This is a genomic window from Sphingobium cyanobacteriorum (genome assembly GCF_030580935.1).
GTDB lineage: Bacteria > Pseudomonadota > Alphaproteobacteria > Sphingomonadales > Sphingomonadaceae > Sphingobium > Sphingobium cyanobacteriorum.
On sequence record NZ_JAUQOM010000009.1, the window covers coordinates 55,487 to 81,500 of the forward strand.

21 protein-coding genes are annotated in these 26,014 nt (G+C 67.8%); 12 read left to right on the plus strand and 9 right to left on the minus strand.

Annotated features, from left to right (window positions below; translation table 11 throughout):
* The first annotated feature begins 8 nt into the window (after positions 1-8).
* Genes Q4610_RS15985 through Q4610_RS16005 form a run of 5 tightly spaced genes read left to right on the plus strand, consistent with a single transcriptional unit; the run spans position 9 to position 6,068 of the window.
* Positions 9-920, plus strand: a complete 912-nt coding sequence (locus Q4610_RS15985; RefSeq protein WP_304536966.1) for a hypothetical protein — start codon at positions 9-11, stop codon at positions 918-920.
* 27 nt (positions 921-947) lie between these two features.
* The gene (locus tag Q4610_RS15990) at positions 948-2,489 is read left to right on the plus strand and encodes a C1 family peptidase (protein WP_304536967.1); all 1,542 of its coding nucleotides are present in this window, start codon (positions 948-950) and stop codon (positions 2,487-2,489) included.
* An 8-nt stretch (positions 2,490-2,497) separates the two neighbouring features.
* Positions 2,498-4,630 carry a RyR domain-containing protein gene (locus Q4610_RS15995; RefSeq protein WP_304536968.1) on the plus strand — a complete coding sequence of 711 codons (2,133 nt, stop codon included), beginning with the start codon at positions 2,498-2,500 and terminating at the stop codon, positions 4,628-4,630.
* On the plus strand, positions 4,618-5,385 hold the full coding sequence (locus Q4610_RS16000; protein ID WP_304536969.1) for an ABC transporter permease: 768 nt from the start codon (positions 4,618-4,620) through the stop codon (positions 5,383-5,385). Before Q4610_RS15995 ends, Q4610_RS16000 begins: the two co-directional genes overlap by 13 nt.
* A complete protein-coding gene (locus tag Q4610_RS16005) occupies positions 5,382-6,068 on the plus strand; it encodes an ATP-binding cassette domain-containing protein (protein WP_304536970.1) in 687 nt (228 codons plus the stop codon). Before Q4610_RS16000 ends, Q4610_RS16005 begins: the two co-directional genes overlap by 4 nt.
* Here the strand turns inward: Q4610_RS16005 and Q4610_RS16010 are convergent.
* Genes Q4610_RS16010 through mgtE form a run of 5 tightly spaced genes read right to left on the minus strand, consistent with a single transcriptional unit; the run spans position 6,026 to position 13,121 of the window.
* Positions 6,026-6,616 carry an ABC-type transport auxiliary lipoprotein family protein gene (locus Q4610_RS16010; RefSeq protein ID WP_304536971.1) on the minus strand — a complete coding sequence of 197 codons (591 nt, stop codon included), beginning with the start codon at positions 6,614-6,616 and terminating at the stop codon, positions 6,026-6,028. The genes Q4610_RS16005 and Q4610_RS16010 overlap by 43 nt on opposite strands.
* On the minus strand, positions 6,613-7,593 hold the full coding sequence (locus tag Q4610_RS16015; protein WP_304536972.1) for an MlaD family protein: 981 nt from the start codon (positions 7,591-7,593) through the stop codon (positions 6,613-6,615). The genes Q4610_RS16010 and Q4610_RS16015 overlap by 4 nt, the downstream gene beginning before the upstream one ends.
* A gap of 44 nt (positions 7,594-7,637) precedes the next feature.
* Positions 7,638-11,201 carry a hydantoinase B/oxoprolinase family protein gene (locus Q4610_RS16020; RefSeq protein WP_304536973.1) on the minus strand — a complete coding sequence of 1,188 codons (3,564 nt, stop codon included), beginning with the start codon at positions 11,199-11,201 and terminating at the stop codon, positions 7,638-7,640.
* Between the two features lie 48 nt (positions 11,202-11,249).
* Positions 11,250-11,648 (minus strand): DUF1489 family protein, encoded by a 399-nt coding sequence (locus Q4610_RS16025; RefSeq protein ID WP_304536974.1) that lies wholly within the window; start codon positions 11,646-11,648, stop codon positions 11,250-11,252.
* 39 nt (positions 11,649-11,687) lie between these two features.
* Complete coding sequence (gene mgtE / locus Q4610_RS16030) at positions 11,688-13,121, minus strand: magnesium transporter (protein ID WP_304536975.1); 1,434 nt, start codon at positions 13,119-13,121, stop codon at positions 11,688-11,690.
* A 144-nt stretch (positions 13,122-13,265) separates the two neighbouring features.
* Between mgtE and Q4610_RS16035 the strand changes: the two genes are divergently transcribed.
* Complete coding sequence (locus Q4610_RS16035; protein ID WP_304536976.1) at positions 13,266-13,718, plus strand: peptidylprolyl isomerase; 453 nt, start codon at positions 13,266-13,268, stop codon at positions 13,716-13,718.
* A 62-nt stretch (positions 13,719-13,780) separates the two neighbouring features.
* On the opposite strand, the gene Q4610_RS16040 is transcribed toward Q4610_RS16035, so the two are convergent.
* On the minus strand, positions 13,781-14,467 hold the full coding sequence (locus Q4610_RS16040) for a hypothetical protein (protein ID WP_304536977.1): 687 nt from the start codon (positions 14,465-14,467) through the stop codon (positions 13,781-13,783).
* Positions 14,467-15,117, minus strand: a complete 651-nt coding sequence (locus tag Q4610_RS16045) for a peptidase (RefSeq protein ID WP_304536978.1) — start codon at positions 15,115-15,117, stop codon at positions 14,467-14,469. The genes Q4610_RS16040 and Q4610_RS16045 overlap by 1 nt, the downstream gene beginning before the upstream one ends.
* Before the next feature lie 313 nt (positions 15,118-15,430).
* On the opposite strand from Q4610_RS16045, the gene Q4610_RS16050 reads away from it, so the two are divergent.
* Positions 15,431-15,985, plus strand: a complete 555-nt coding sequence (locus Q4610_RS16050; protein WP_304536979.1) for an outer membrane protein — start codon at positions 15,431-15,433, stop codon at positions 15,983-15,985.
* A 135-nt stretch (positions 15,986-16,120) separates the two neighbouring features.
* On the opposite strand, the gene ppc is transcribed toward Q4610_RS16050, so the two are convergent.
* Positions 16,121-18,820 (minus strand): phosphoenolpyruvate carboxylase, encoded by a 2,700-nt coding sequence (gene ppc, locus Q4610_RS16055; RefSeq protein WP_304536980.1) that lies wholly within the window; start codon positions 18,818-18,820, stop codon positions 16,121-16,123.
* 150 nt (positions 18,821-18,970) lie between these two features.
* On the opposite strand from ppc, the gene Q4610_RS16060 reads away from it, so the two are divergent.
* Entirely contained in the window at positions 18,971-19,252 is a 282-nt protein-coding gene (locus tag Q4610_RS16060) for a type II toxin-antitoxin system ParD family antitoxin (protein WP_304536981.1), read from the plus strand.
* 387 nt (positions 19,253-19,639) lie between these two features.
* On the opposite strand, the gene Q4610_RS16065 is transcribed toward Q4610_RS16060, so the two are convergent.
* The gene (locus tag Q4610_RS16065; protein ID WP_304536982.1) at positions 19,640-20,197 is read right to left on the minus strand and encodes a GrpB family protein; all 558 of its coding nucleotides are present in this window, start codon (positions 20,195-20,197) and stop codon (positions 19,640-19,642) included.
* Positions 20,198-20,355: 158 nt separating this feature from the next.
* Between Q4610_RS16065 and Q4610_RS16070 the strand changes: the two genes are divergently transcribed.
* The 4 genes from Q4610_RS16070 to Q4610_RS16085 all read left to right on the plus strand — a co-directional run bounded on the left by Q4610_RS16070 (position 20,356) and on the right by Q4610_RS16085 (position 25,964).
* The gene (locus tag Q4610_RS16070; RefSeq protein WP_304536983.1) at positions 20,356-20,667 is read left to right on the plus strand and encodes a terminase small subunit; all 312 of its coding nucleotides are present in this window, start codon (positions 20,356-20,358) and stop codon (positions 20,665-20,667) included.
* Between the two features lie 266 nt (positions 20,668-20,933).
* Positions 20,934-22,385 carry a helicase HerA domain-containing protein gene (locus tag Q4610_RS16075; RefSeq protein ID WP_304536984.1) on the plus strand — a complete coding sequence of 484 codons (1,452 nt, stop codon included), beginning with the start codon at positions 20,934-20,936 and terminating at the stop codon, positions 22,383-22,385.
* Positions 22,386-22,655: 270 nt separating this feature from the next.
* Complete coding sequence (locus tag Q4610_RS16080) at positions 22,656-24,779, plus strand: sodium-translocating pyrophosphatase (protein WP_304536985.1); 2,124 nt, start codon at positions 22,656-22,658, stop codon at positions 24,777-24,779.
* Between the two features lie 186 nt (positions 24,780-24,965).
* Entirely contained in the window at positions 24,966-25,964 is a 999-nt protein-coding gene (locus Q4610_RS16085) for a GGDEF domain-containing protein (RefSeq protein WP_304536986.1), read from the plus strand.
* The last annotated feature ends 50 nt before the right edge of the window (positions 25,965-26,014 follow it).

Consider the following 26,014-nt stretch of genomic DNA (forward strand, 5'->3'; position numbering starts at 1 on the left):
GTAAGATTATGCGGAAATTTATGATTGCGGGCGCACTGGCCGTCCTGCTGCCCGGCGTGGCGCAGGCATCGCCTTATTATGCGTCGATCGGCAGCCCGAACAGCTTGCAGCACACCGCCGTCACCACGGCGCTCAACCTGAACGACCTGGACTATGATGCCGACCTCGACACGCCCGGATTCGATGTGGAGGGCGATGCAGACACAATCGGCGGCGCTTTCACCTATTGGGATTCCGCGGGCGACGCGGGGCAGCGCTACGAACTGCGCTATCAAAAGGCGTTCCGCCCGTCGGAGGGTAGCCGGGCGCGCATCCTGATCGACCCGATCCTCAATGTCCTGCACGTCAACAAGGGCGACACCGCGATCCTGGGCACATTGTCGGCGGGCGTCGAATTGCCGGTCCAGCCCAACTGGCTGATCACCCCGCGCGTCGCTTTTGGCGCCAGCAACAATGACGGCTATTTCGGCGCAAGCAGCGAAGTGCTGACCATGTCGGCCACCAGCCGCTACAAGATCGCGCAACTGGGGCGCGGCGACCTGACCATTGGCAACATGGTCGGATGGTCCACCACCACCGATATCGGCATCGGCAAGAAACCGGGCTTCTATTTCAAGGAAGATGTCTGGGCGTTCCGCAACGGGCTGGCCTATCAATTGCCGTTCAAGGGGCGGATGTTCGGCGGGCGGCAGGGATCGATCCGCGCCAGCTACACCTGGACCAAGCTGACCGGCGACCCGCAATCCTATGAAGACGTGCATGAAGCCGCGCTGAGCATGGGCGTGCGCACCCGCGAGGCGGAGCAGAAGAGCCGGACCGAACAGTTGCGCATCGGCCTCATCTACACCCATGGCACCAGCAGCTTTTCGCATGATTTCGATTTCGACGCGGTGACGCTGACGGTCGGATACCGCTTCTAGAACAACGGCTTTCGGGAGGAACGGGTGATGGCACATCGTCTCGTCACATGGGGCATCCCCGTGCTGCTGGCGCTGTCGGGCGGCGCGCTGGTCGCGCAGCAGGCGGACGATGCGCAATTCATGACCGGCGCGGAGCCTGTTTCTCCCGAAGATTATGCGAAACTGCCCAAACAGGGGCGGTTCCGCGCCTATCTGCCCAAGCGGGTGGACCTGTCCAACGCCTATCCCCCGCCCGGATCGCAGGGGCCGCAGCCCAATTGCGTCGCCTGGGCGACCACCTATGCCGCGCGCACCTTCCTCAACTTCCGCGACAAGGATGTGCAGCCGGCCCAGCCCGCCGACCAGATGAGCCCGGCCTATGTCTATAACCGGCTGCGCCCGGCGGGGTCGCCCTGCACCGGCACGATCAGCATCGTCCAGGCGCTGACCCTGCTGAAGAATGAGGGGACGGTCAGCCTGGCCGAATTTCCCGACGACATGACCCGCTGCGCGATCCCCGCGCCCGATGCGCTGAAGGCGAAGGCCGGCGATTTCCGCCTGCTCGACTGGCGCGCGATCGACCGGGAAGTGAAGGACGACTGGCGCACGCCCATCATCCTGGACGATGTGAAGGGCGCGCTGGCGCGCGGCGCGCCGGTGATCTTCGCCATGCCCGCACCCGCCGATTTCAAGGCGTTTCGCGGCGATGGCGTCTATGCCCGCGCCGACAAGCCGGACAAGGCCAATTATCACGCCATGGCGATCGTGGGCTATGACGAGGACAGGCAGGCGCTGCGCATCATGAACAGTTGGGGGCCGGAGTGGGGCGACAAGGGCTATGCCTGGATCGACTATGCGACCTTCAAGCTGCTGACCGGCGAAGCCTATTCGCTCGAAGCGCCGATCGCCCCGGCCACGCCGGGCGCGCCGCCCCCGCCGCGCACGGCCGCCCAGATTTTTGCCGATGCGCAGGCCGCCATCCCCTGCGGCACGGTGGCGGTGCAGGGCCGGAGCGTGACCGGATTTTCCGGCGACCTGAACGCCATCGCGGCGCTGCGCGCGGCGGCGGCCAAGGCCGACCCCAGGCTGGATTTCGCCGTCCGTCATTTGCCCTGGCCGCAATGCGAGGCGGCACTGACGCTGGCCGCGCCGCTGGCGCGCGAGGGGACCGGCATCGCCGTCCTGACCGAAAGCGGCGCGCCCCGCAGCGGCGATCCGGTTACGATGCGCGAGAATGAGATTTTCGGCGTCAGCGCCACCACCAGCGCCGCCCGCCCCTATCTCAGCATCATCTATCTTCAGGCCGACGGCAGCGCGGTGGAACTGCATCGCGGCCATCCCGAACCCGACCGCAAGGGCGTGCGCCGCGTGACCATCGGCCTGTCGCAGACCGCGCAGCGCTATCAGGTCGCGCCACCCTTCGGCCCGGAACTGATCGTCGCGCTGGCATCGGAAAAGCCGCTGTTCGGCGATGATGAGGTGGTGAACGGGACCGAACGGCAATTCCTGACCCGGCTGCGGGCGCGGCTGGCGGCGCAGCGCGGCGATGGCGTGGCGGCGGCCTTCGTCCGGCTCCAGACCAGCAACTGACCCCGGCGATGGGGGGCAAGCCGCAGACACGTCTGAGCGGGCTGCACCTGCCGCCGGTGGCCCCGGTCGTCCGCTTCGGCGCGATGGGGGTCGCCTTCCTGCTGGGCACATGGGGCTTTGCCCAGGCCTATGCCCAGGCCGGGATCGCATCGACGCTGATGCAGGACGGCTTGCGCGCGCTGCGGCTGATCGTCGGCAGCTTCCCGCTGGTGCTGGAGGGGCGCGACCTGCCGCTGGCGCTCAATATCGCGCGCTGGGCGCTGCCGCTGCTGACCTTCTGGTCCACGGCGGCGCTGGCGTGGGAACAGGTGCGCAATCCGCTGCGGCTGGCGCTGATCCGCGCGCGCGGCGGGCATCTGGTGATTGCCGGCGACGCGGACGGCGGCGTTGCGGCGCAGGCGGCGACGGGCGCTCTGGCGGACGGGCGGCGAGTGCTGATCTGGGCGCAGGACCGGCGCGCGACCTGGATCGGCGACGCGCTGGAAGCGGGCGCGGCCGAAGTGCAGCAGGATGCGCCGGAGGACAGCGCCGCCAGCCTGGCGCTGGACAAGGCGCGCGCGGTGCTGCTGCTGGCCAGCGAGGCGCGCGCCAATATCGCGCTCGCATCGGCGGTGCTGGCGCAGGCGGGCGCGGTCCGGCCGGCGGGCGATCCGCTGGACGTGATCCTGCGCGTTGATGATCCCGACCTGCGGCGCAGCATCGAACAACGGTTCGCGCAGGGCGACCGCCGCACCGCGCGGGTGCGGCTGGCGGCGCTGCCCGACATTGCCGCGCGGCAACTGGCGCTGGCGCGGCCGATCGACGGTTTCGTCCGCGTGGGACAAAGCGGGCGCGGCGTGCTGGTAATCGGCTTTTCGCCCCTGATCGAGCGTTTCGTGCTGCGCACGCTGGCCGGCGGCCATTATCGCGATGGCGGGAAGCCGGCCTTTGCGATCCACCTGTCCGGCGCAGCCGAGGCGGAAGGCGCGTTTCGCGCCCGCCATCCGGGCGCAGACGCGCTGGCGCCGGTGCGGTTCGTGGAAGCGCGGACCGATCCGGCGCGGGTCGCCGTGCTGATCGACGCCCATGTCGCGGCGCAGGGCGAGCCGGTCGCGATCCTGATCGACCTGGCCGATGACGACCGCGCGCTGGCGGTGGCGCTGGCGGTCGATGCCCGCTATCGCGCCGCCGCCCTGCCCGCCCCGCCGATCCATGTGCGGATGGCCGGCGCGCACGACCATCGCATCGGCGCGGGCCTGTTGCCCTTCGGCGCGATGGCCGACCTGGCCGATCCCGACGCCCTGTTACAGGACCGGCATGACGCGCTCGCCCGGTCGATCCATGATTTCTATCTGGAGGGCCGCTTTACCGAGGGCGAGCGGATCGGCGCGCGCGCGTCGATGCAGGAATGGGAGGATCTGCCCGAAAGTTTCCGCGACGATAACCGGCTGGTCGCTGATTGCTACAGCCTGAAACTGCGCGATATCGGCGCGCGGCTGGTGGATGGCGACGGGCCGGGCCTGCTGCTCGATGCCGACGAGCTGGAGCAATTGTCGCGCGCCGAACATGATCGCTGGATGGCGGCCAAGCTGGTGCAGGGCTGGACCCATGGCCCGGTGCGGGACGACGCCCGCCGGCTGCACCCCGACATCGTGCCCTATGATGACCTCAGCGAAGCGATCAAGGATCTGGACCGGGAACAGGTGCGGATCATGGCGCGGTTGCTGAGCGCGTCGGGCAGGCGCGCGCTGCGGGGGCTGACCATCGCCTTGACGCCGGGCGGCGACGCGGTCGCGGCCGATCCGGCGGCGGTGCTGGACGCGCTCGCCACCCGCTATCCCGACCGCGCGCCGATCTTCCTGGGCGATCTGGCCGATCCCTGGTCGCGGGCGATGCTGGCGGCGGTGCAGGCGCGCGGGGCATTGGTGCAACTGACGCTGCGCGACCATGCGCAGGCGATCCTGGACGGCCTGCCGGGCGGCGCGGCGCGGGTGGCGGCGGAGCTGATCGCGGCGGCCGACCGCATCCATGCCGTGCCGCCGGGCGACGACTGGCTGGCGGCGCAGGGCGAGTTGCGGCTGGCGGCGACGCCCGGCGACGATGCCCGCGCCATCGTCCTGGCACCGGACGGCGCGATCCTGCGCGCGCCATGGATAGGCTGACCGGACCGCGCAAGCCGATCGCCGCGATCGGCGCGGGAATATGGCTGACCCTGCGCGCGGCGCGGGGGATGGGACAGCGCCTGATCGCGGGCGATGCGCTGGCGCAACGGCAACTGGCCGACGGGTTGCCGCTCCATATCTGGCGGCCGCTGCGCACGCTGCTGCCGCTCGCCGCGCTGGCGGGGATGATCGCCGGGATCGGCGCGGCCCGGCTGCTGACCATCTATAACGCGCAGATTCCGGTGCTGGGCGCGCTGGCGCAGATTTTGCCACGCGACATCGTGCCACTGCTGGTCGGGCTGTTCGCATCGGGCAGCGTGTCGGTGGCGATCGCGGCGCGGCTGGGGGCGATGGCGCTCAACCGGGAGATCGACGCGCTGGAGGCGCTGGGGCGCGATCCGGTCGCCCATGCGCTGGGACCGGCGCTGGTGGCGGTGCTGCTGTCGACGCCGATCCATATGGCGCTGGCGGGGGTGGCGGCGATCCTGGGCTGCGCGCTGCCGCTGGCGCTGATCGCCAATGTCGGCTGGCCGCTCTGGGCCGGATTCGCCTTCTCGCACGATGCCGCGCAGGCGATGCTGACCGGCATGGCCAAGGTGTTGCTCTATGCCCTCATTGCCTTTGCCGTGGGCAGCGCGGTGGGCGCGCGGCCGGTGCGGTCGCCCGCCGATATCGGCCGCCGCGCGATCACCGCCTTCACCGCCGGGCTGCTCGGCATCTTCGCGGCGGCGGCCTTGTGGACGGGGCTGGCATGAGCGCGCTGCTGGCCTTCGACGCGGTCAGCCTGGTGCTGGGCGGGGCGCGCCTGCTGGACCGGATCGACCTGACGGTCGGGCCGGGCGAGCGGGTCGGCATCGTGGGCGACAGCGGCGCGGGCAAGGGCTGGTTGCTGAAACTCGCGATCGGGCTGGCGCATCCGGGCAGCGGATCGGTGCGGCTGATGGGGCAGGATCTGGCGACGACCGACGCCGATGCGCGCCGCCTGTTGCGCGCCCGCTGCGGCGTGGCGATGCAGGGCGGGTCGTTGCTGGGGGAGCTGAGCATAGAGGAGAATATGCGGCTGGCGATCGGCACTGGCGGCGGGCGGGTGGCGCGGCGGATCGACCGGCTGTTGCTGGAATTCGGGCTGGAGCAGGCGGCCGCAACCCGCGCCGACAGGCTCTCGATCGGCGAGCAACGCCGCGCCGAACTGGCCCGCGCCTTCATGCGCGATCCTGAATTGCTGATCCTGGACGAGCCGTTCGAGGGCGCCTTCGCGCGTGGCGAGGGGCTGGAGGCGCAGGTGCGGCGGCGGATCGTGCCGCAGGGCCGCGCGCTGCTGCTGCTGACACAGGACATGGTGCTGGCCGGGCGGCTGTGCGAGCGGCTGTATCGGCTGGAGCGCGGACGGCTGCTTCAGCAGGCCGCCGCCGACACCGTACCCGCCGCAACATCCTGAACGAAGGCGGCGACCGCCTGCTCGATCGCCTGCTGGAAGGCGGCGGCGCGAACGGTGCCGGCGGCGGCGGCGATCGGCGCGCTGGCGCAATAGCGGCCCGCGCCTATGGCACTGCCCTGTGTCACCTGCGTCACGTCGAAGGCGACGACCGCGCGCGCGGCCCCGGCATCGCTCACCTCCTCGAACCGATCGAGCGCCGCCACCACGCGCCGGTCGGCGGCGAGCGGCAGGCCGGGGCCGGTGACGCTGGCAAAGCGGCTGCGCAGCCCGGCGACCAGGGCGCGGGTCAGGCTGTCGGCTGGCGCGTCCTCCCAGAAATAGGTGGCGGCCTGGCGAATTTCGCCGGGTGCGGCGGCATCGACATAGGCGTAGCGCTGGCCTGCGATCAGGCCATGGGCCTGCACCGGCGCGACCGCGAAGCTGGGCGTGGCAGCGGGCGCAGCAGCCGTAAAACGGGGCGACAGCCGCATCGTGACGGACGCATCGCCGCCCTTGAGCGCGGCACAGCCGGCGAGCGCCAGCAGCAGGAACGGGGCAAGGCGCGTCACTTCTGTCCTCCGGGCGGGGGCGGATCGGCGTAGCGCTGGCCGCGAATCGCATAGGTCGGGTCGCCCGCCAGCCGGTCCGACAAGGTGCCCAGGCTGGCGCTGGTCCGCTCCAGATTGGCGCTGGTCGCGATCAGCGAGGCCGACGCACCCTCCAATATGCCGCGCACTTCGCCCGCGCTGCTGCGGCTTTCGGTCAACAGCCCGGCGATGTTCGCCTGATTTTGCGCCACCAGCGCCTGGGTTTCGCGCAGGATGCCGTTCAAGGCGGCAACGTCGATCTCCGACGCGCGGCCGGTCGCCTGGCGGACATGCGACAGGGTGAGCGCGATATCGCCCTTGCCCGGCGTGAAGCTGCGGTCGAGCTGGGTGCTGAGGCTGTTGAGCGCCGCGAGCGTCTGGGTGGCGTTGCGCGCGACCTGCGCCATGTCGACCGCCGATCCGTCGCCCTGGAGCATGGCGGCGAGCCGTTGCGCCATGGCATTGGCGGTGCGGGCGACCGCAGCGGCTTCCCCGATGGCCAGCGCTGCCGTTTCGAACAGGTCGGCCGGGCGGCGGCAGCCGGTCAGGTCCGCTGCGCCCGGCACCGGATCGCAGCCATAGGCGCGGCGGGCGGCGGCGCATTGGGCGCCCGCGGTTTCGAGCGCCACCAGTTCGATGCGCGGGGCGGTAAGCGGATTGGCGGAGGCGACGGTGGCGAAGGAACAGGGCGATGGCCGCCACGCCCTGTCCACGCCCATCGTCACGGCAAAGGTGCGGCTTGGCCCGTCAAGGGCGATCGCCCGGACCGAACCGATCGGCGCGCCGCGAAAATAGACCTGCACGCCGGGCGACACCCCCTCCACATCGTCCAGCATGGTGGCGACGACGCGCTGGCGGAAGAAGGGATCGGGCACCAGCGCCACGATCGCGACCAGCGCGACCGCGATCAGCGCGGCCCCTGTTCCCCATCGGATCTGCGTTGCCGAGTCCGGCGCCATGGCCACTCTCCCCGCGCCCAGAACAGACCCGCGCGGGGCGCTTGTCAAGCGCCGAAGCCGCCGCCGCCCGGCGTTTCGATGACGAAGGCGTCGCCCGCCCGCAACTGCGCCGTGGCGGTGGCACCAAGCAGCTCGACGCGGCCGTCGGCGCGCTCCACCCGGTTGCGGCCCACATCGCCGGGCTGGCCGCCAGCCAGGCCGAAGGGCGGGACGATGCGGCGGTTGGACAGGATGCCGGCGGTCATATCCTCCAGAAAGCGTATGCGGCGCAACGCGCCATCGCCGCCATGATGCCGTCCCGCCCCGCCCGATCCGGCGCGGACGGAAAAGGCTTCCAGCAGCACCGGAAACCGGGTTTCCAGGATTTCTGGATCGGTCAGGCGGCTGTTGGTCATATGGGTCTGGACCACGTCCGCGCCGTCGAAATCCGGCCCGGCCCCGGCCCCGCCCGCGATCGTTTCATAATATTGATGGGCGGCGTTGCCGAAGGTAAAATTGTTCATCGTCCCCTGCGCTCCGGCCATGACGCCCAGCGCGCCGAACAGGGCGTCAGTCACGACCTGGCTGGTTTCGACATTGCCCGCGACCACGGCGGCGGGATGGCGGGGACGCAACATCGACCCTTCGGGCACGCGCATGGTGACGGGTTTGAGGCACCCGTCATTCATCGGCACCGCTTCGTCGATCAGCGCGCGCACGACATAGAGGACGGCGGCGCGAACGATCGCAGCGGGAGCATTGAAATTCCCCGGCAACTGGGCGGACGTACCGGCAAAATCCACGGTGGCGGCATGGGCCTGGCGGTCGATGGAAACAGCGACGTGAACAGATGCGCCATTATCCATCTCATAGGTGAAACGGCCATCGGCCAGCTTGCCGATCAGGCGGCGGACGGCGGCTTCGGCCTGATCCTGAACATGGTCCATATAGGCGGACACCGTTTCGGTTCCGTAACTTTTGCAGATGCGGCGCAGTTCGCTCGCGCCCTTGGCGCAGGCGGCGATCTGGGCGGACAGGTCAGCGATATTCTGGTCGATGTTGCGCGCGGGGTGCGGGCCGGACGCCAGCAGCGCGCGGATCGCCGCTTCGCGAAAATTGCCCTGATCGACCAGCAGCAGATTGTCGATCAATATCCCCTCTTCCACCACCGACCGGCTGCCGGGCGGCATGGAGCCGGGAGTGATGCCGCCGATATCGGCATGATGGCCGCGCGCGGCGACATAGAAGCTGGGCCTGTCGTCCTCCACGAACACCGGCATGACCACGGTGACATCGGGCAGGTGGGTGCCGCCATCATAGGGGGCGTTGAGCGCATAGACATCGCCCGGCAGCATCCCGCGCCCGTCGATCGGGACGCCATCCGCGCCCGCCCCGCGCCGGCGCAGGATCGCGCGGATGCTGTCCCCCATACTGCCCAGATGTACCGGCATATGCGGCGCGTTGGCGACCAGATTGCCCGCCGCATCGAACAGCGCGCAGGAAAAATCGAGTCGCTCGCGGATGTTGACGGATGAGGCGCTATGCTGGAGCGCCGCGCCCATTTCCTCCGCTATCGCCATGAACAGCCCGCCCATCACCTCCAGCCGCACCGGATCGACGGCGCTGGCGTCGCGGCTTTCGGGCCGGGGCCGGGGCACATGGCGGGTCAGGATCAGGTTGCCATGGCGGTCGAGCCGCGCGCGCCAGCCCGGCTCGACCGCCGTGGTGGAGACGGGGTCGATGATGAGCGCGGGACCGTCGATGATGCTGTGCGCGGACAGGCCGGCGCGGTCGTGCACGGGCGCGGTTTCGCCCGCATAGTCGACATGCGCAATGGGTGGCGCGGCCTGCCCGGCGATGGCGACGATGCCGCCCATATCCTCGGCGGTGGCGGCAATCGCCTCCACCCGCGCCATGTCGATCAGGATGCGGCCCTGCCCCGCAAAGCCGAAGCGGGCCTGATGCTGGGTCAGGAAATCGGCGCGCATGGTGTCGGCGTCCGCCAGCGGCACGTCGAACAGGCTGTCGGTGCCGTCATAGCGCAGCCGCAGCAGCGTTTCGATCCGGTCGGCCTGGGGCAGGTCGGCGCGCGCCTCGGCGCTCAGCGCGGCCAGTGCCGCGTCAAGCCCATCGTCCCCCAGCGGCAGCGCGATCGTCCTTTCCCGCACCGCGCGCCGGTCCGCCAGGCCCATGCCATAGGCCGACAGCACGCCGCCCAGCGGATGGATCATCACCCGGTCCATGCCCAGCGCGTCGGCGACCAGGCAGGCATGTTGCCCGCCCGCCCCGCCGAAACTGGCCAGTGTATAGCGCGCCACGTCATGGCCGCGCGCAACCGATATGCGCTTGATCGCATTGGCCATGCTGGCGACGGCGACGGCGATGAAGCCCTGCGCGGCGTCGCGCGGGGTCATGGCGCGGCCGGTCTGCGCCTCCACCTGCGCGCACAGCGTAGCAAAGCGCGCTTCGACCGCCTGCACGTCCAGCGGCTGGTCGCCATTGGGGCCGAACAGGCTGGGGAAATGGTCCGGCTGGATCTTGCCCAGCATGACATTGCAGTCGGTGATGGTGAGCGGCCCGCCGCGCCGGTAGCAGGCGGGGCCGGGCACCGCGCCCGCGCTTTCCGGGCCGACGCGGAAACGCCCGTCGACGAACGAGCAGATGGAGCCGCCGCCCGCCGCGATGGTGTGGATGCGCATCATCGGCGCGCGCAGGCGCACGCCCGCCACCTTCGCCTCATTGTCGCGCTCATAGGCGCCGGCATAATGCGACACATCGGTCGATGTGCCGCCCATGTCGAAACCGATGACTTCCCTGAAGCCCGCCTGCTCCGCCGTGCGGGCGAGGCCGACGATGCCGCCGGCCGGGCCGGACAGCACCGCATCCTTGCCCCGGAACAGGTCGCCGCGCGTCAGGCCGCCGCTCGACTGCATGAACAGCATGTCGGCCTCCGCCCCCAGCGCGTCGCGCAATCCGTCGACATAGGCGCGCAGCACCGGGGAGAGATAGGCGTCCGCCAGCGTCGTGTCGCCGCGCCCGACCAGCTTGATCAGCGGCGCGACATCATGGCTGGCGCTGATCTGGGTAAAGCCGATGTCCGCCGCGATCCGGCCCAGCGCCTGTTCATGCGCCGGGTAGCGATAGCCATGCATCAGCACGATCGCGACGGCGCGCAGTCCCCTGTCATAGGCCGCCTGTAACGCGGCGCGGGCGGCGGCTTCGTTCAGGGCGACGCGCACCGTGCCATCGGCCATCACCCGCTCGTCAATCTCGACCACATCGGCGTGGAGCGGATCGGGCAGGCGGATGGCGCGCGCGAACAGCTCCGGCCGTTCCTGCGTGCCGATGCGGATCGCGTCGCCAAAGCCGCGCGTGATCGCCAGCAACACCGGCTCGCCCTTGCGCTCCAGCAGCGCATTGGTGGCGATGGTGGTGCCGATGCGCAAGCTGCACGGTGGGATCGCGCCCTCGCCCGCCCCCGTCAGCCGCCGCACCGCCTCCACCGCCGCATCGGCATAGCGTTCCGGGTCGCTCGACAGCAATTTGGCGGTGTGCAGCCCCCCTTGCGGGTCACGCGCCACCACATCCGTGAAGGTGCCGCCGCGGTCGATCCAGAATTGCCATGCCATGACCCGGTGATGGCGGGCCGCGCGTGCGATGGCAAGCGCGCAGAGGCGTTACACCAGCCCCAGGCGGCTGAGTTCGCCCAGCAGCGCAGGGGGCATGGCATCGCGGTCATCCGCTTCGCCATGCCCCAGGTCGGGCGGGGCATCCTCGCCCTCCAGGTAGCGCCAGCCCTGATGCGCGCGCTTTGGCTGGCTGCGCACGGGGATCAGGCGCGGTTCCAGCCGCACCCAGTAACGGCCCTGCCCGGTTTCCTCGAACCCCAGGATCGGGCTGCGCCCCACCAGCATATGGCCATGAATCCAGTAGAGCGACCCGCCCGCCATCTCCGCCACCCGCTTGGGCAGGTAACGGGTGGTGATCCGCGCCTCGCCCGCATGGCTTTCCAGCCAGGCGCGCAAGGTGGCGGGGCTTTCGCTTCGAAAGGCGATCTTGGTGATGTGCAGCGGCATAGGCGGCCTAGATGGGCAGCGGCAGGCACGCGATCAACATCATGTCAGGAAGATCGTCGCGAGGCCGAGGAAGGTGAGGAAACCCAGCGAATCGGTCATCATCGTCACGAACACCGCCGACGACACGGCGGGGTCGATATTGGAGCGGTCGAGCGTCACCGGGATCAGCACGCCCGCCAGGCCCGCAACCATGTTGTTGAGCAGGATCGCGGTGGCGAACACCAGCGACAGGCCAGGCTGGCCGTAGATCAGATAGGAACCGATGCCGATCAGCACCCCTAGCACCGACCCGTTGGTGACGGCGATGCGGAATTCGCGCACGATCATGCGCCAGGTGTTGGAACTCGTCACCTGATTGGTGGCGATGGCGCGCACCATGACCGCCAGCGTCTGCGTCCCCGCATTGCCGCCCATGCCCGACACGATGCCCATCAGCGCGGCGAGCAGCGCCAGATGCTCGATCGTCTTTTCGAACAGGCCGACCACCGACGCGGCGATCATCGCCGTGCCCAGATTGACCACCAGCCAGACGAGGCGGGTGCGCACGGTCATCAGGATCGGCTGGTTGATGTCGCCTTCGCCCGCGCCCGACAGGCGGAGAATATCCTCGCCCGCTTCTTCGGCGATGATGTGGACCACGTCGTCCACCGTGATCATGCCGACCAGCCGGCCGCCGGCATCGACCACGGCGGCGGAGATGAGCGCATATTTCTGGAAGCGCAGCGCCACTTCTTCCTGGTCCATGTCGACCGGGATCAGCGTCTGTTCGCGCCGCATCAGGTCGGCCATGGCGATGCCGCGCGGGCAGGTGAGCACCCAGCTAAGCTGGCAGGTGCCGATCGGCTTGTGCGCGGCATCCACGACGAAGATTTCCCAGAAGTCGCGGGTCAGGTCATCATTGTCGCGCAGATAGTCGATCACCTGCCCGACCGTCATATGTTCGGGCACGGCGACCAGATCGCGCTGCATCAGGCGGCCGGCGGATTCTTCGGGGTAGGACAGCGCGCTCTGGATCGCGGCGCGATCTTCCGGGTCGAGCGCGTCGAGGACGGCCTGCTGGTCGGCCTCCTCCATGTCCTCGATCATCGCGACCGCGTCGTCGGTGTCGAGTTCGGCCGCGAATTCCGCCACCTGTTCGGGCGCGAGATCGCCGATCAGGTCCTCGCGGACATAATCATTGAGTTCCGACAAAACTTCCGCGCCGACCAGGTCGCCCAGCGCGGCCGCCACTGCGCCGCGCCGTTCGGCCGGCGCAAGTTCGAGCAGGTCGGCGATGTCGGCCGGGTGGAGCGGCGAAACGAGATCGCGCGCACGTTCGCTGTCGCCATCCTCGACCGCGTCGAGCACGGCATTCAGGAAGGCAGGTTTCAGCCGGTCATCCTCGTCCAGGCCGGTTTCGGCCTGCCCGGTCGGGCTGGTGTCAAATTCTTCCCCATGGATAAGGGGTTCGGCTGAATCGCCGCGCTCGCTCATGGCGCCCCCTACTGTCCGGTTCCTGTAACATGCTGTCGCTTTCGCCGATGCACAGCAGAATTGCAATGGGAGAGAGCGCTTCCATCGGCGGCATTAGCCTTTATATGGGCTGCCATACCCTTCCCCCGGCAAGAGAGGATTCCCATGGCCGACGAAACGCTCACCCTCACCCTCGACAGCGGCGGCGACGTCGTGATCAAGCTGCGCCCCGACCTGGCCCCCGGCCATGTCGAACGCATCACCACGCTGGCCAAGGACGGCTTTTATGACGGCGTGGTGTTCCACCGCGTCATCCCCGGCTTCATGGCGCAGGGCGGCGACCCGACCGGCACCGGCATGGGCGGATCGAAGCTGCCCGACATCAAGGCCGAATTCAGCCGCCAGCCCCATGTGCGCGGCGTCTGCTCGATGGCGCGCGCGTCGAACCCGAACAGCGCCAACAGCCAGTTCTTCATCTGCTTCGACGACGCCACCTTCCTGGATGGCCAATATACCGTCTGGGGCGAAGTGACGTCGGGCATGGAACATGTCGACGCCCTGCCCAAGGGCGAGCCGCCGCGCACGCCGGGCAAGATCGTCACGGCGACGGTGGCGTAACAACCACCGCGCGCGCGAACAGGAAAGCCCGGCCTTTGTGAAAAGGTCGGGCTTTCCTGCGTTCAGGGCTTGCGCACCATCCCGTCGGTCATCGAAATGGCATTGCCCGCCTCCGTCGCATCGTCCGCCGCCGGCACCGCCGGCGGGACATAGGCAGCGATCGACACGATATGCCATCGGCGCTGCTCCCCGGTCGATCCGGGCACGTCGTTGACGCGGCGGAGCGTTACCTGGCGCAATGTGTAGAAGGGCTTGCTGGTCGCGGCGATGCGACCATAGACCTGCACCGGCACGGTGACATAGAGGGAACCGGCCGCCCCTTCCGGCTCCGACGGCGCGCCGACATGGGCGTGGATTTCGCCAAAGCCGCGGAAGCGCGCCTCGAAATGCGCGTCGTCCTGCGCCCCGATCGCGCCTTGCTGGTCCCACAGATCCTGCGCATCCTCGAACCGTTTTTCCTCCAGCAGGCCATAATAGCCCTGCACCACCTGCGCCGCGCCCTGCCCGCTGTCGGGATCGATCGCGCCTTCCGCGATCGGCGCGGGATCGGCGGGCAGGCCGCCGGGCGTGCCGGGCTTGGGCGGGTCGAGCGGCTCCATCAGCGCCATCGCTTCGGCGCGGACATTATTTTCGACCTGCGCGGCGTTGGCGCCATTGGCCAGATTGTCGATCGCGCTCTCCTCCCGCCCGTCGCACGCGGCGACGAGCAGGAGGGGCAGCAGCAGCGTCGCCCTGATCGCTCCCCGCATCAGCGTTCGTTCATCCGGGGAGCAGAGCCACGGACGGGGCCGCGCATGGGGCGATCGGCCCGTGGCGGGCGCGCGTCCCAGTTGCGCGGCGGGCGCGGCGGATTGACCTGCGGCTGCCCGCCCTGTTGCGGCGGGCGCAGGCCCGGCTGCGGCATCGGGCGCGCATCGTCCCTGTTGCGCCAGCGGCCGGGGCCGCGATCCTGACCCTGCGGCGGGCGCGGGCGCGTCCAGTTGCCGTCGCCGTCGCGCGGCGGGCGCTGGCCCCAATGGCCGTTGCCCGGCGGACGGTTGCGATCCCGGTCGCGCCAATGGCCATCGCCCGGACGGGCATCGCCCCTATGCCCTTCCCATCGGTGCCCTTCCCATCGGCGCCCTTCCCAATAACGGCGCTGGCCATCATTCCAGCGATGGCGCCGGCCGCCCCGGTCATAGACATAATAGCCGCTGCCCGGATAATAGAAATTATCATACCAGCCATAGCCGCCGGGATAATAGGCCGGTCCATAATAGGGGTCGTAGCCGCCGCCGCCATAATAGCCGGTGCCCACGCTGACCCCGCCATAGCCATAGCCGTCATTATAACAGCCGCCCAGCGCCAGCGCGCCAGCAAGGCCCATCGCCATCAGAATCCGATGTCGGATGCCCGTCATCGTCTTTCTCCTCTTCTCCATCTGGTGACAGGGGTAACGCGGCCCGCTTGAATTGGTTGTGAATGGATCAGCAGCATTGCGCCAGCGTTTATCGCAGGTTCAGATAAGCGGCATTTCGTTCATCGGGGTGACAGAAAGCGTGTTCTTTCCGTCACATAATCGCCTTTTCCGGGACTTTTATGATCTGTTCAGGAAACCTTCGGGCAGGGCCGGTCATTTCTTCCCCGTCGACACCATGCCGCTTCAAGCGCTCCGGTCGACCCGGCGGGTCCACACCGCCGCTTGTTTTCCAACAGATAAAAGGGTCATACCCATGAAGACTTTGCTTTTCACGGCAGTCGCCGCCGCGTCGCTGATTCCCGCTGCCGCCATGGCGCAGGACGATAGCGGTTCCACCAAGCGCCTTGAGCCCTATGTCGGCGTGATGGGTGGCATCCATAATTACGACAGCGAATCCAGCAAGGAAGGCATCCCCCCGGTCGGCTACAAGGGCCGGATGGTCGAAGGCGTCGCGGGCGTGAACTATAATGTCGCCGGCCCGCTGGTCGTCGGCGTCGAGGGCACCGCGTCCAAGGGCGTTTCGGGCGACATCGACTGGGAATATGGCGCGGCGGGCCGCGTCGGCGTGAAGGCGGGCAAGGACAGCCTGATCTTCACCAAGGTCGGCTATCAGTGGACCAATTTCGACGCACTGGGCAAGGATAGCCGCGACTATCACGGCATGACCTATGGCGCGGGCGTCGAACTGTCGCCCGCCGACATGGGCGGTTCGGCCCAGAGCAGCAATGTGCGCCTGCGCGTGCAGGCGGACACGACCGGCAATTTCCACTCCATCCGCCCGATGGCGGGTGTCGTCGCGAAATTCTGAACCAACGGAAGGGGCGGATCATCCAGATCCGCTCCGTCCTGAAGTCATCTCCCGCTCAAGGGAGTTGGGGTGCGGAACGGCGAAGGACTGCAAACTGCCGTTCCGCATTCCCATGACATGCACGAAGCGGCGCAGCTAGCCGCTGTTGCGCAGCGCCGTGGCGATCGCGTTGATCGACAGTTCGATCCCTTCCTTGATCCGCGCATCATCCTCGCCGGCGCGGTGGCGCTTCAACAGTTCGACCTGGAGCAGGTTGAGCGGCTCGATATAGGGCAGGCGCAGCCGGATCGAGGTTTCGAGCGCGGGGCTTTTTTCCAGCAGCCGCGACTGGCCGGTCGCCGCGAGCAGGCCGTCATGCGCCTGCCCCCAGCCATCCTTGATACGGCCGAAAATCGCCTCTGCGCCGGCCTGGTCCTCGACCAGCGGCAGGTAGCGGGCGGCGATGCCCAGGTCGGATTTGGCCAGCACCATCTCCAGATTGGCGAGCGCGGATTTGAGGAAAGCCCAATGCTGCGCCATGTCGGCCAGCAGCGCCTTGTCCTCGAACTGGGTCAGCGCATGGCCCACGCCATACCAGCCCGGCAGCATGACGCGCGCCTGCGCCCAACTGAATACCCAGGGGATGGCGCGCAGATCCTCGATCGCATTGCTCCTGGTCCGGCTGGCCGGGCGCGATCCGATCTTGAGGCCGGAAATTTCCTGAATCGGGGTCAGTTGGCGGAAGAATTCCTTGAAACCCTCCGTCCCGTAAACAAGGTCGCGATAGGCGGCGAAGGCGTTTTTCGACAATTCATCCATCGCGCCCGCAAAGCGCGCCGCATCGCGGGGCGAAATCCCCTCCGGCTCCAGACTGGCGAGCAGGGTCGCGCTGGTCATCGATTCCAGATTGGTCATGGCCACGTCGCGCGTGCCGAATTTCGCCGCGATCACCTCGCCCTGTTCGGTGATGCGGATGCGGCCCTGCACGCTGCCTCTGGGTTGCGCCTGGATCGCGGCGAAGGCCGATCCGCCGCCCCGCCCAACCGCGCCGCCGCGACCATGGAAAAGCTGCATCGCCGCGCCCGCATCGGCGAATACCGGCTCCAGCGCCTGGCTCGCCTTGTACAGGCTCCAGGTCGACGTGATGTAGCCGCCATCCTTGTTGCTGTCGGAATAGCCGATCATCACTTCCTGATGGCCGCGCGCCTGCACCACCCCGGCGATTTCGGGCAGGCCGAAATAGGCGGTCATGATCGCGGGCGCGGCCTCCAGGTCGGCGATGGTTTCGAACAGCGGGATCGCCATGATCGCGGCCTGGGGCGGCGCGCCATCCACACCCGCCTGCCACAGCCCGGCCTCTTTCAGCAGGATATTCACTTCCAGCAGGTCCGACACGCTTTCGGCCTTGGAAATGATATAATGGGTGATGCAGGGCGGGCCATAGGCGCGATGCGCGGCAGCAGCGGCGTGGACGATCGCCAGTTCCGACGCGGTTTCCTCCGAGTATGCGGAAAAGCGCGACCCCAGCGGCCGGTTGCTCGCCAGCTCCCGGCGCAGCAGCGCGATGCGGGCATATTCGTCCAGCGCCAGATAGTCCGGCTCGACCCCGGCCTGCTTGAGCAGTTCGGCCACGACCCGCTCATGCACGGCGCTGTTCTGGCGCATGTCGAGCGTGGCGAGGTGGAAACCGAACGTCTCCACCGCGCGGATCAGCCGGCCCAGCGCCCCGCCGGTGGCGAGCGCGCCATTGCCCTCGCTCGCCAGCCCCTGCGCCACGATGACGAGATCGCGGCGAAGGGCCTGCGGCGTCGGATAGGCTTCGCCCTTGAGCGTCGCCGGGCGCGCCGGCGCCGTCCCGGTCAGCGCGACACAGGTGGCGGCGAGCCGGGCGTAGATGCCCGAAAGGGCGCGGCGATAGGGCTCGTCCCTGCGGCTGGGCGATGTGTCGCCGCTCGCTTCGGCCAGGTCCAGCACCGCCTGCGGCACATGGGCGAGTTCGGTCGAGAGCGAGAGTTCCGCGCCCAGCGCATGCAGCGCGTCGAGATAATAAGCGATCGCCGCCTGGCAGCCGCGTTTCAGCGCGAATTCCAGTTGCGGTGCCTGGACGAAGGGATTGCCGTCGCGGTCGCCGCCGATCCACGATCCCACCCGCAGGAAGCTGTGCGGCCGCGCCCCCAGCACCCGCTCCCACCGCGCATAGAGCGCAGGCAGCACCGGCAGGAAGGTGTCGCGGAAATAGGCGAGGACATTCTCGATCTCGTCGGCGACGAACAATTTCTCGCGGCGCAGCGGGCGGGTCTGCCACAGCAGGGCGATCTGGCGGAAAATCGCCTCGTCCAGTTGCTCGCCATCGTCGGTTTCGGTGCGCCCGGCATCCTTGAGCAGCATCAGGTCGGCGATGCGGTTCTTGTGGTCGATCATGCTCTTGCGCCGCACCTCGGTCGGGTGGGCGGTCAGCACCGGAACGATCAGCGCGTGGGACAGCAGATCGAGCACGGCATCGCGACCGATGCCGTGCGATTCGAGCCGCGCCACGGCGGAGGCGACATCCGCCCCCGGCTCGGCCGTGACACCCTGCCGGTCCTCGGCCAGGTTGGCGAGCATCGAAAACAGCATGAAGCCGCGCGTGAAGGCCAGCGTATCGTCCAGGCTGAGCGCATCCAGCCCGGTGTCGGTCAGGTCCGCCCCCTGCAACCCGCGCGCCCGGTCGACCGAGGCGGAGCGGATATATTCGGTCTGCTTGTAGAGCTTTTCCCCCCCATAAGCGCGAATAACGTCGCCCAGCAGCCGCCCCAGATAGCGGATATCGGGATTCTGCGTGATCGCAGACGGGGACGGGGATGCAAGAGTCGCCATGGCAGCAATGCTGCATTGCAACAGGAGAGGGGTCAAGGGGCGGATGGGGGTGCGGGGGTCGGGCAACACGCAACGGTGGAGATTTCGCGCCGGAGCCATTAAGGATTATGGCAATTTTTGCCATAGGACAAAGATCGAAGCTATCTTTCAATGGCTGCCATGAACGTCTCCCTGCCAGATCGCATGCGGGATTATGTGCAGAACCGTATCGACAGCGGCCACTATGCCAGCGCCAGCGACTATGTGCGCGATCTGATCCGTCGCGATCAGAATGCAATCATGGACGAAGAACGCTGGCTGAGGGAACTCGATGCGTCGATTGACGAAAGCCTGTGGGAAATGGCGTCCGGCGGTGGTCATGATCTCGACGAAGTGTGCGATGCGGTGATTGCCGACATTCAGCAAAGCGCGCGTGGTGCAGCGCCGCGATGAGGGCCATATTGTCCTCATGGGCAAGGCGCGACCTCGAAGGTATCAGAAACTATATCCAAAAGGACAATCCCGCGCGCCTGCCCGCTGGTCCCGCGCTACGAACAGCATGGAATCCGGCGCCGGTCGTAGAAAGGTTATGGGATACTCTATTCCGTCGAACCGGATCGCCTCTTCCTCCACCGGATCATTGGACCGGGACAGAAGCATGACGCTGCCTTGCACCTGAATTGAGCGAGCACGGACCGCTGGGCGGGCGCGTCGGCGAGATTGGCGAGCATCGAGAAGAGTCAGACACAGGCCGGAAAACACCTGTTTGTCCTAACGTCCGTCGCTTTCCCGAAAACGATGGTGATACGGAAGTCTTGTTGACTGCGACAGAGCCAATGATCAATCCGCTGGAGGCTCAACCCAGTCAGTGGCTTCCGCCCAGACATTGGCACCTTCCACGATGATGTCAAAGACCGGGTCCTTGATGTCGTAATAGAAATCAACATCCGTTGGAAAGCGGTCAGACAGCCGCTGCTTGATAAGCCCGTATGCGGCGGCAGCTACCGGGCGGGCGCGGAGAAAATCACGACATAGCAATGCGAAACGTTGATTGAAAAAGCCTTTCTGTCGAACATGAATGTTCGCCGCTCGCTGGTAACCTTTGAAGAAGCGCTTGCCTAATTGCGACGGTGCCAGGTGTAATCCTGGGGGACAATGATCGTTGCAAATGTCCGTACTTCGGAAGCCTGCTTGCTCGAACCTCGCCTCATCAACATGCATGAGGTCATCTACGGTCACTTGAACGTCGATGACGTCTTTCGCTGGCAGGCCGGCTATCGCCGTCGATCCGATATGGTGTATGTATGAACCAGATGGAGCGGCTTGAAGCAGGGCGTCTTTCAGCACTGCAAAGTCAGCCGCCCAACTGTCTTGATGAGGTATGATGACGATCTGCATATCTGGGCGAATATGACGCCTTGCCGTCGATACGCAATCAAGCAGTGAAGCTCCTGATCCGAAGGCTTCTCGCTTTCCCTGACCATCCAAGCCAGCCCAAAGCTTCCCTCCCCCAAAACCCCTTTCCTACTCGAACATCCTCTGATCTATCCTCTCCGATGGACCAGCACCCCGCCCCGCAAACCGCCGCGCCGTCATCACCAGCGCCCGCAAACCGCGCCCACTGGACACCCGCCAAGCAGCGCCGCTTCCTGATCGCTCTGCTCGAAACCGGGACCGTCGCGGTTGCCGCGCGCAGCGTCGGCATGTCGCCCACCAGCGCGCATCGCCTGCGCCGTCGCCTGGCCGGCACGATGTTCGACCGAAGCTGGACTTGGGCATTGACCCAACATGCCGAACGCATGGCCGATCCCTTCGCGCCCGACCGCCCGCCTCCTGCGCCATCGCCTGCCCCACAGGCGGGCCAGTGACCCGCCGGGGACATACCCCTGACCCTATGCTGTCGCACCCGCAGCGTCGCGATGGCCCGGCCGTGACTCTGGAGGCGCGTCGGCATGACCCGGTCGTGACCCGACACTGACCTGGACCGGGCCTGACAACGTCCCTGCCGGGGCTTCACCTGGACTATTGGCCCGATTCACCCGACGACGGTGTGAACTTCGGCAAACGACCCTTCCGTCCGCCACCGCCCCACCCCCCCTTGCGCTCCCCTACCCCCTGCGCCAAAGACGCATCCGTGACCGCCAGCATCAGCATAGGAACCGACAGCCACGGCAAGGACGTGCTGGTCGATGTCGAGGAATTGCTCGCCACCCGCCTGCTCGTTCAGGGCAATTCGGGGTCGGGCAAATCGCATCTGCTGCGCCGCCTGCTGGAGGAAAGCGCCGCCATGGTGCAGCAGGTGGTGATCGATCCCGAAGGCGACTTCGTCACGCTGGCCGACGAATTTGGCCATGTCGTGATCGACGCGGGCGACTATAATGAGCGCGATATCGTGCGGATGGCGGCGCGCATCCGCGAACATCGCGCCTCGGTGGTGCTCAGCCTGGATGCGCTCGAACTCGAAGCGCAGATGAAATGCGCCGCGACCTTCCTGTCGACCCTGTTCGATGCGCCGCGCGACCATTGGTATCCCGCTCTGGTGGTGGTGGACGAGGCCCAGATGTTCGCGCCCGTTTCGGCGGGCGACGTGTCGGACGAGGCGCGGCGGCTCAGCCTGGCCGCCATGACCAACCTGATGTGCCGGGGCCGCAAGCGCGGGCTTGCCGGTGTGATCGCGACCCAGCGGCTGGCGAAGCTGGCCAAGAATGTCGCGGCCGAAGCGTCCAACTTCCTGATGGGCCGCACCTTCCTCGACATCGACATGGCGCGCGCCGCCGACCTGCTGGGCATGGAGCGGCGGCAGGCGGAACAGATTCGCGATCTGGAACGGGGCCGCTTCCTGGGCCTTGGCCCCGCCATCGCGCGGCGGCCGGTCAATGTGAAGATCGGCGTGGTCAGGACCGGGACGCGCGGCGGCACGCACAAGCTGATGCCGCCGCCGGTGACGACCGGGGGGGATTTCCAGGAGCTGCTGTTCGCCAAGGCGGCGGACGACGCGCTGCCGCCGCCCCCGCCCCGCGCCGATCCCCCGCCCCGCGCCGCCGAGGACATCATGCGCCAGCTCGCCGACGCGCCAACGGCCAGGCCCGCCGCGCCCGAACTGGATTTCGGCGAAAATGAGCCGGTGGTCATCGCCGTGCTGGAGGATATCGTCGCGGACCTGGGCGATGCCGCGCCCGGCGTGGCGGCGCTCTACCAGGATTTCGGCGTGCGCTGCCGGATGAAGGGGCTGAAGCGCGCGCCGCTCGACCTGCCCGCCTTCCGCAAGCGCTTCGCCATGGCGCAGGCGGGGATGGCCAATGCCGACGATCCGCGCTGGCAGGGCGCGATCCGCGCGGCGGAGCCGCTGCCGGAGGATATGCTCGCCCCCTTCCTGCTGATCGCCCGCGCGGCGCTGGACGGCCAGCCCTGCCCGGACGATGCCGCGCTCGCCCGTGCCTATGGCACCAGTTCGCCGGGCCGGGTGCGGCGGCTGATCGACTATATGGAAAAATTGGGCGTCATCGTCGCGCGCACCGATTTTTCGGGCAAGCGCTCGATCGGCCTGCCGGGGCTGGGCCTGTCTACGGCGGCGGCGGACGGGTGAGCCGGGGGTAGCGGCCGTTCGTCGGTGGCTAGGGTCACATCCGGCCCTATCCTCCCTCTCGCGACTTGACGCGGGCGGTAAGCGCTGTAGCTTCCTTTCACCCTATTCTCAGCCCGGTTGGACCGCCCATGTGCGCTGCCCTGATGCTGATTGACGCGGTGCCAGATGCCGGACCCCGCCCGTCCGGCCGCCCGCCCCTGCGCCCTTCGTTCGCCCGTCATTCCCTGCGGAGCGGCCGATGACAGTCATAATCGGGGGAGAGGAACACACATGCAGATTGTCTATATCGCCATAGGGTGCGGCCTGCTGGCCGTGCTCTACGGCCTGTTCACCAGTCGTCAGGTTCTGGCCACATCACCGGGCAATGACACCATGCAGGCGATCGCCGGCGCGATTCAGGAAGGGGCGAAAGCCTATCTGGGCCGGCAATATACCACCATCGCGATCGTCGGCGCCGTCGTCGCCGCGCTTGTCCTGTTCTTCCTGGGCATCACCTCCGCGGTCGGCTTCCTGATCGGGGCGATCCTGTCGGGGGCGGCGGGGTTCATCGGCATGAACATTTCCGTGCGCGCCAATGTCCGCACCGCCGAAGCCTGTCGCGGTACGTTGCAGAGCGGCCTGACCGTCGCGTTCCGGGCGGGCGCGATCACCGGGATGCTGGTGGCGGGCCTCGCCCTGCTCGCGATCAGCGTCTTTTTCTGGTATCTGACCGGCCCCGCCGGCCATGCGCCCGACGACCGGCTGGTGATCGACAGCCTCGTCGCGCTGGCCTTCGGCGCGTCGCTCATCTCCATCTTCGCGCGGCTGGGCGGCGGCATCTTCACCAAGGCGGCCGATGTCGGCGCGGACCTGGTGGGGAAGGTCGAGGCCGGCATCCCGGAGGATGACCCACGCAACCCGGCGGTGATCGCGGACAATGTGGGCGACAATGTCGGCGACTGCGCCGGCATGGCCGCCGACCTGTTCGAAACCTATGTCGTCACCGTCGGCGCGACCATGGTGCTGACCGCGCTGCTCGTCACCGGCGTGGACAATCTGTTCAAGATGCAGTTGATGGCCCTGCCGCTGATCGTCGGTGGCGTGTGCATCATCACGTCGATCATCGGCACCTACATGGTCCGCCTCGGCGCCAGCCAGTCGATCATGGGCGCGCTCTACAAGGGGTTCTGGACCACGGCGCTGCTGTCGATCCCAGCCATCTATTATGTGACCTGGCGGGTGCTGGGCGACATGAACGCGGTGTTCGGCGCGGACCTGGACGGCGTGGGCGGTTATACCGGCATGGCGCTGTTCTGGTCGATGATGGTGGGGCTGGGCGTCACCGGCCTGCTGGTGGTCATCACCGAATATTATACCGGCACCAATTATCGCCCGGTCCGCAGCATCGCGAAAGCATCGGAAACCGGCCATGGCACCAACGTCATCCAGGGGCTGGCGATCAGCCTGGAATCGACCGCGCTGCCCACGATCGTGATCGTCATCGGCATCATCGTCGCGCACCAGCTTGCGGGCCTCATTGGCATCGCCTTCGCCGCCACCGCCATGCTGGCGCTGGCGGGCATGGTCGTGGCGCTCGATGCCTATGGGCCCGTCACCGACAATGCCGGCGGCATCGCGGAAATGGCGCATCTGGACGACAGCGTCCGCGTCAAGACCGATGCCCTGGACGCGGTCGGCAACACGACCAAGGCGGTGACGAAGGGCTATGCCATCGGATCGGCGGGCCTGGCCGCCCTCGTCCTGTTCGGCGCCTATACGGAGGATCTGAAATTCTACAATGCGGCGCTGGGCCTCACCGCCCCGGTCGATTTCAGCCTGTCCAACCCCTATGTCATCGTCGGCCTGCTGCTGGGCGCATTGCTGCCCTATCTGTTCGGCGCGATGGGGATGACCGCCGTGGGCCGCGCGGCCGGTGACGTGGTCAAGGATGTGCGCGACCAGTTCGCCAAGGACAAGGGCATCATGGACGGGACATCGCGCCCCAACTATGCCCGCACCGTCGACCTGGTGACGAAGGCGGCGATCAAGGAAATGATCGTGCCGTCGCTGTTGCCGGTGCTGGCGCCGATCGCGGTCTATTTCATCATCGCGGCGGTGGCCGGGGTCAGCAACGGCTTTGCCGCGCTGGGTGCCTTGCTGCTGGGCGTCATCGTCTCCGGCCTGTTCGTCGCGCTGTCGATGACCAGCGGCGGCGGCGCATGGGACAATGCGAAGAAATATATCGAGGATGGCCATCATGGCGGCAAGGGCAGCGAAGCCCACAAGGCCGCCGTCACCGGCGACACGGTGGGTGATCCCTACAAGGACACCGCCGGCCCGGCGGTCAACCCGATGATCAAGATCACCAACATCGTCGCGCTGCTGCTGCTCGCCGCGCTGGCGCACGGGGCATGAACCAGGGCGCGGGGGCTGCGCCGCGCGCGCCGGCCCCCGCGCTTCCCCCTGTCGGATTGCACGCGCGGCGCGCCGCACCTCTTAACCTTTTGTAAAGATGCGGGGCGCAGCCTTGCTGGCGCTGACCGTCCTGGTGCGGGCCGGCGGCGTTGCGGGGCAGGGAACGGGCAAGCAGCAGGTGGAACCATGACGCCGCACGACAGAGCCACCGACGAGGCGGGCCGCATCGCCGCCCTGCGTCGCTACGACATTCTCGACACCCCGGCCGAAGGGGCGTTCGACAAGATCACCGATCTGGTCCGCACGCTGATGGGCGTGCCGATTTCCGCCGTGTCGCTGATCGACGGCGAGCGCCAATGGTTCAAGTCGCTGGCGGGCCTGGATACGACCGAAACGCCGCGCAGCATCGCCTTTTGCGATCATGCGATCCGGCAGGACAGCCCGCTGGTCATTCCCGACGCGCAGGCCGATGCCCGTTTTCGCGACAATCCGCTGGTGACGGGCGATCCGGGCATCCGCAGCTATGCCGGCGTGCCGCTGCGCACGCCCGACGGCTATAATGTCGGGTCGCTCTGCGCGATCGACACCCATGCCCGCGATTTTTCGCCCGAACAGATAGCGATCCTTCAGGGCCTGGCCCCGATCGTGGTCGAACAGATGGAATTGCGCCTGCTGGCCGAGCGCGACGGCCTGAGCGGCGCGCTGACCCGGCGGGCCTTCGTCGCGGCGATCGACAAGCAGATCGCGCTGTTCGCCCGGCATCAGCGCCCCGCCGCGCTGGTGCTGCTCGACATCGATCATTTCAAGCGGGTCAATGACGGTTACGGCCATCCTGCCGGCGACCGGGTGATCGAGGCGGTGGCGGCCTTGTGCCGCGCCCTGTCGCGCCCCAGCGATTCGATTGGCCGGCTGGGCGGCGAGGAGTTCGGGCTGCTGCTGCCCGAAACCAGCGAAGCCGACGCACTGGCCGCCGCGCGCCGCTTCTGCGATGCCGTCGCCGCGCTCGACATCCCGCACGATCCGCCGTTGCGCGTCACCGCCAGTTTCGGCGTCGCCGCGATCGACCCCGGCCGCATGAGCAGCCAGACCTGGCTCGCCGACGCCGACGCCGCGCTTTACGAGGCCAAGCGCGGCGGCCGCAACCGGGTGATGCTGGCCCCCCGGCGGACGCTGCGCGCCGCCTGATCGGTTCGCAAAGGGTTGATTAACAGCCAATTTCAGATGACAGCGACAGT

Excerpts from the sequence above, each read along its gene's own strand:
- Q4610_RS16070 (WP_304536983.1), top strand. The coding sequence starts at position 20,356 with ATGGACCAGCACCCCGCCCCGCAAACCGCCGCGCCGTCATCACCAGCG.
- Q4610_RS15985 (WP_304536966.1), top strand. The coding sequence starts at position 9 with ATGCGGAAATTTATGATTGCGGGCGCACTGGCCGTCCTGCTGCCCGGC.
- Q4610_RS15995 (WP_304536968.1), top strand. The coding sequence starts at position 2,498 with ATGGGGGGCAAGCCGCAGACACGTCTGAGCGGGCTGCACCTGCCGCCG.
- Q4610_RS16020 (WP_304536973.1), bottom strand. The coding sequence starts at position 11,201 with ATGGCATGGCAATTCTGGATCGACCGCGGCGGCACCTTCACGGATGTG.
- Q4610_RS15990 (WP_304536967.1), top strand. The coding sequence starts at position 948 with ATGGCACATCGTCTCGTCACATGGGGCATCCCCGTGCTGCTGGCGCTG.
- Q4610_RS16015 (WP_304536972.1), bottom strand. The coding sequence starts at position 7,593 with ATGGCGCCGGACTCGGCAACGCAGATCCGATGGGGAACAGGGGCCGCG.
- mgtE (WP_304536975.1), bottom strand. The coding sequence starts at position 13,121 with ATGAGCGAGCGCGGCGATTCAGCCGAACCCCTTATCCATGGGGAAGAA.
- Q4610_RS16025 (WP_304536974.1), bottom strand. The coding sequence starts at position 11,648 with ATGCCGCTGCACATCACCAAGATCGCCTTTCGAAGCGAAAGCCCCGCC.
- Q4610_RS16045 (WP_304536978.1), bottom strand. The coding sequence starts at position 15,117 with ATGACGGGCATCCGACATCGGATTCTGATGGCGATGGGCCTTGCTGGC.
- Q4610_RS16060 (WP_304536981.1), top strand. The coding sequence starts at position 18,971 with ATGGCTGCCATGAACGTCTCCCTGCCAGATCGCATGCGGGATTATGTG.
- Q4610_RS16065 (WP_304536982.1), bottom strand. The coding sequence starts at position 20,197 with ATGCAGATCGTCATCATACCTCATCAAGACAGTTGGGCGGCTGACTTT.
- ppc (WP_304536980.1), bottom strand. The coding sequence starts at position 18,820 with ATGGCGACTCTTGCATCCCCGTCCCCGTCTGCGATCACGCAGAATCCC.
- Q4610_RS16005 (WP_304536970.1), top strand. The coding sequence starts at position 5,382 with ATGAGCGCGCTGCTGGCCTTCGACGCGGTCAGCCTGGTGCTGGGCGGG.
- Q4610_RS16085 (WP_304536986.1), top strand. The coding sequence starts at position 24,966 with ATGACGCCGCACGACAGAGCCACCGACGAGGCGGGCCGCATCGCCGCC.
- Q4610_RS16040 (WP_304536977.1), bottom strand. The coding sequence starts at position 14,467 with ATGCGGGGAGCGATCAGGGCGACGCTGCTGCTGCCCCTCCTGCTCGTC.
- Q4610_RS16000 (WP_304536969.1), top strand. The coding sequence starts at position 4,618 with ATGGATAGGCTGACCGGACCGCGCAAGCCGATCGCCGCGATCGGCGCG.
- Q4610_RS16080 (WP_304536985.1), top strand. The coding sequence starts at position 22,656 with ATGCAGATTGTCTATATCGCCATAGGGTGCGGCCTGCTGGCCGTGCTC.
- Q4610_RS16050 (WP_304536979.1), top strand. The coding sequence starts at position 15,431 with ATGAAGACTTTGCTTTTCACGGCAGTCGCCGCCGCGTCGCTGATTCCC.
- Q4610_RS16035 (WP_304536976.1), top strand. The coding sequence starts at position 13,266 with ATGGCCGACGAAACGCTCACCCTCACCCTCGACAGCGGCGGCGACGTC.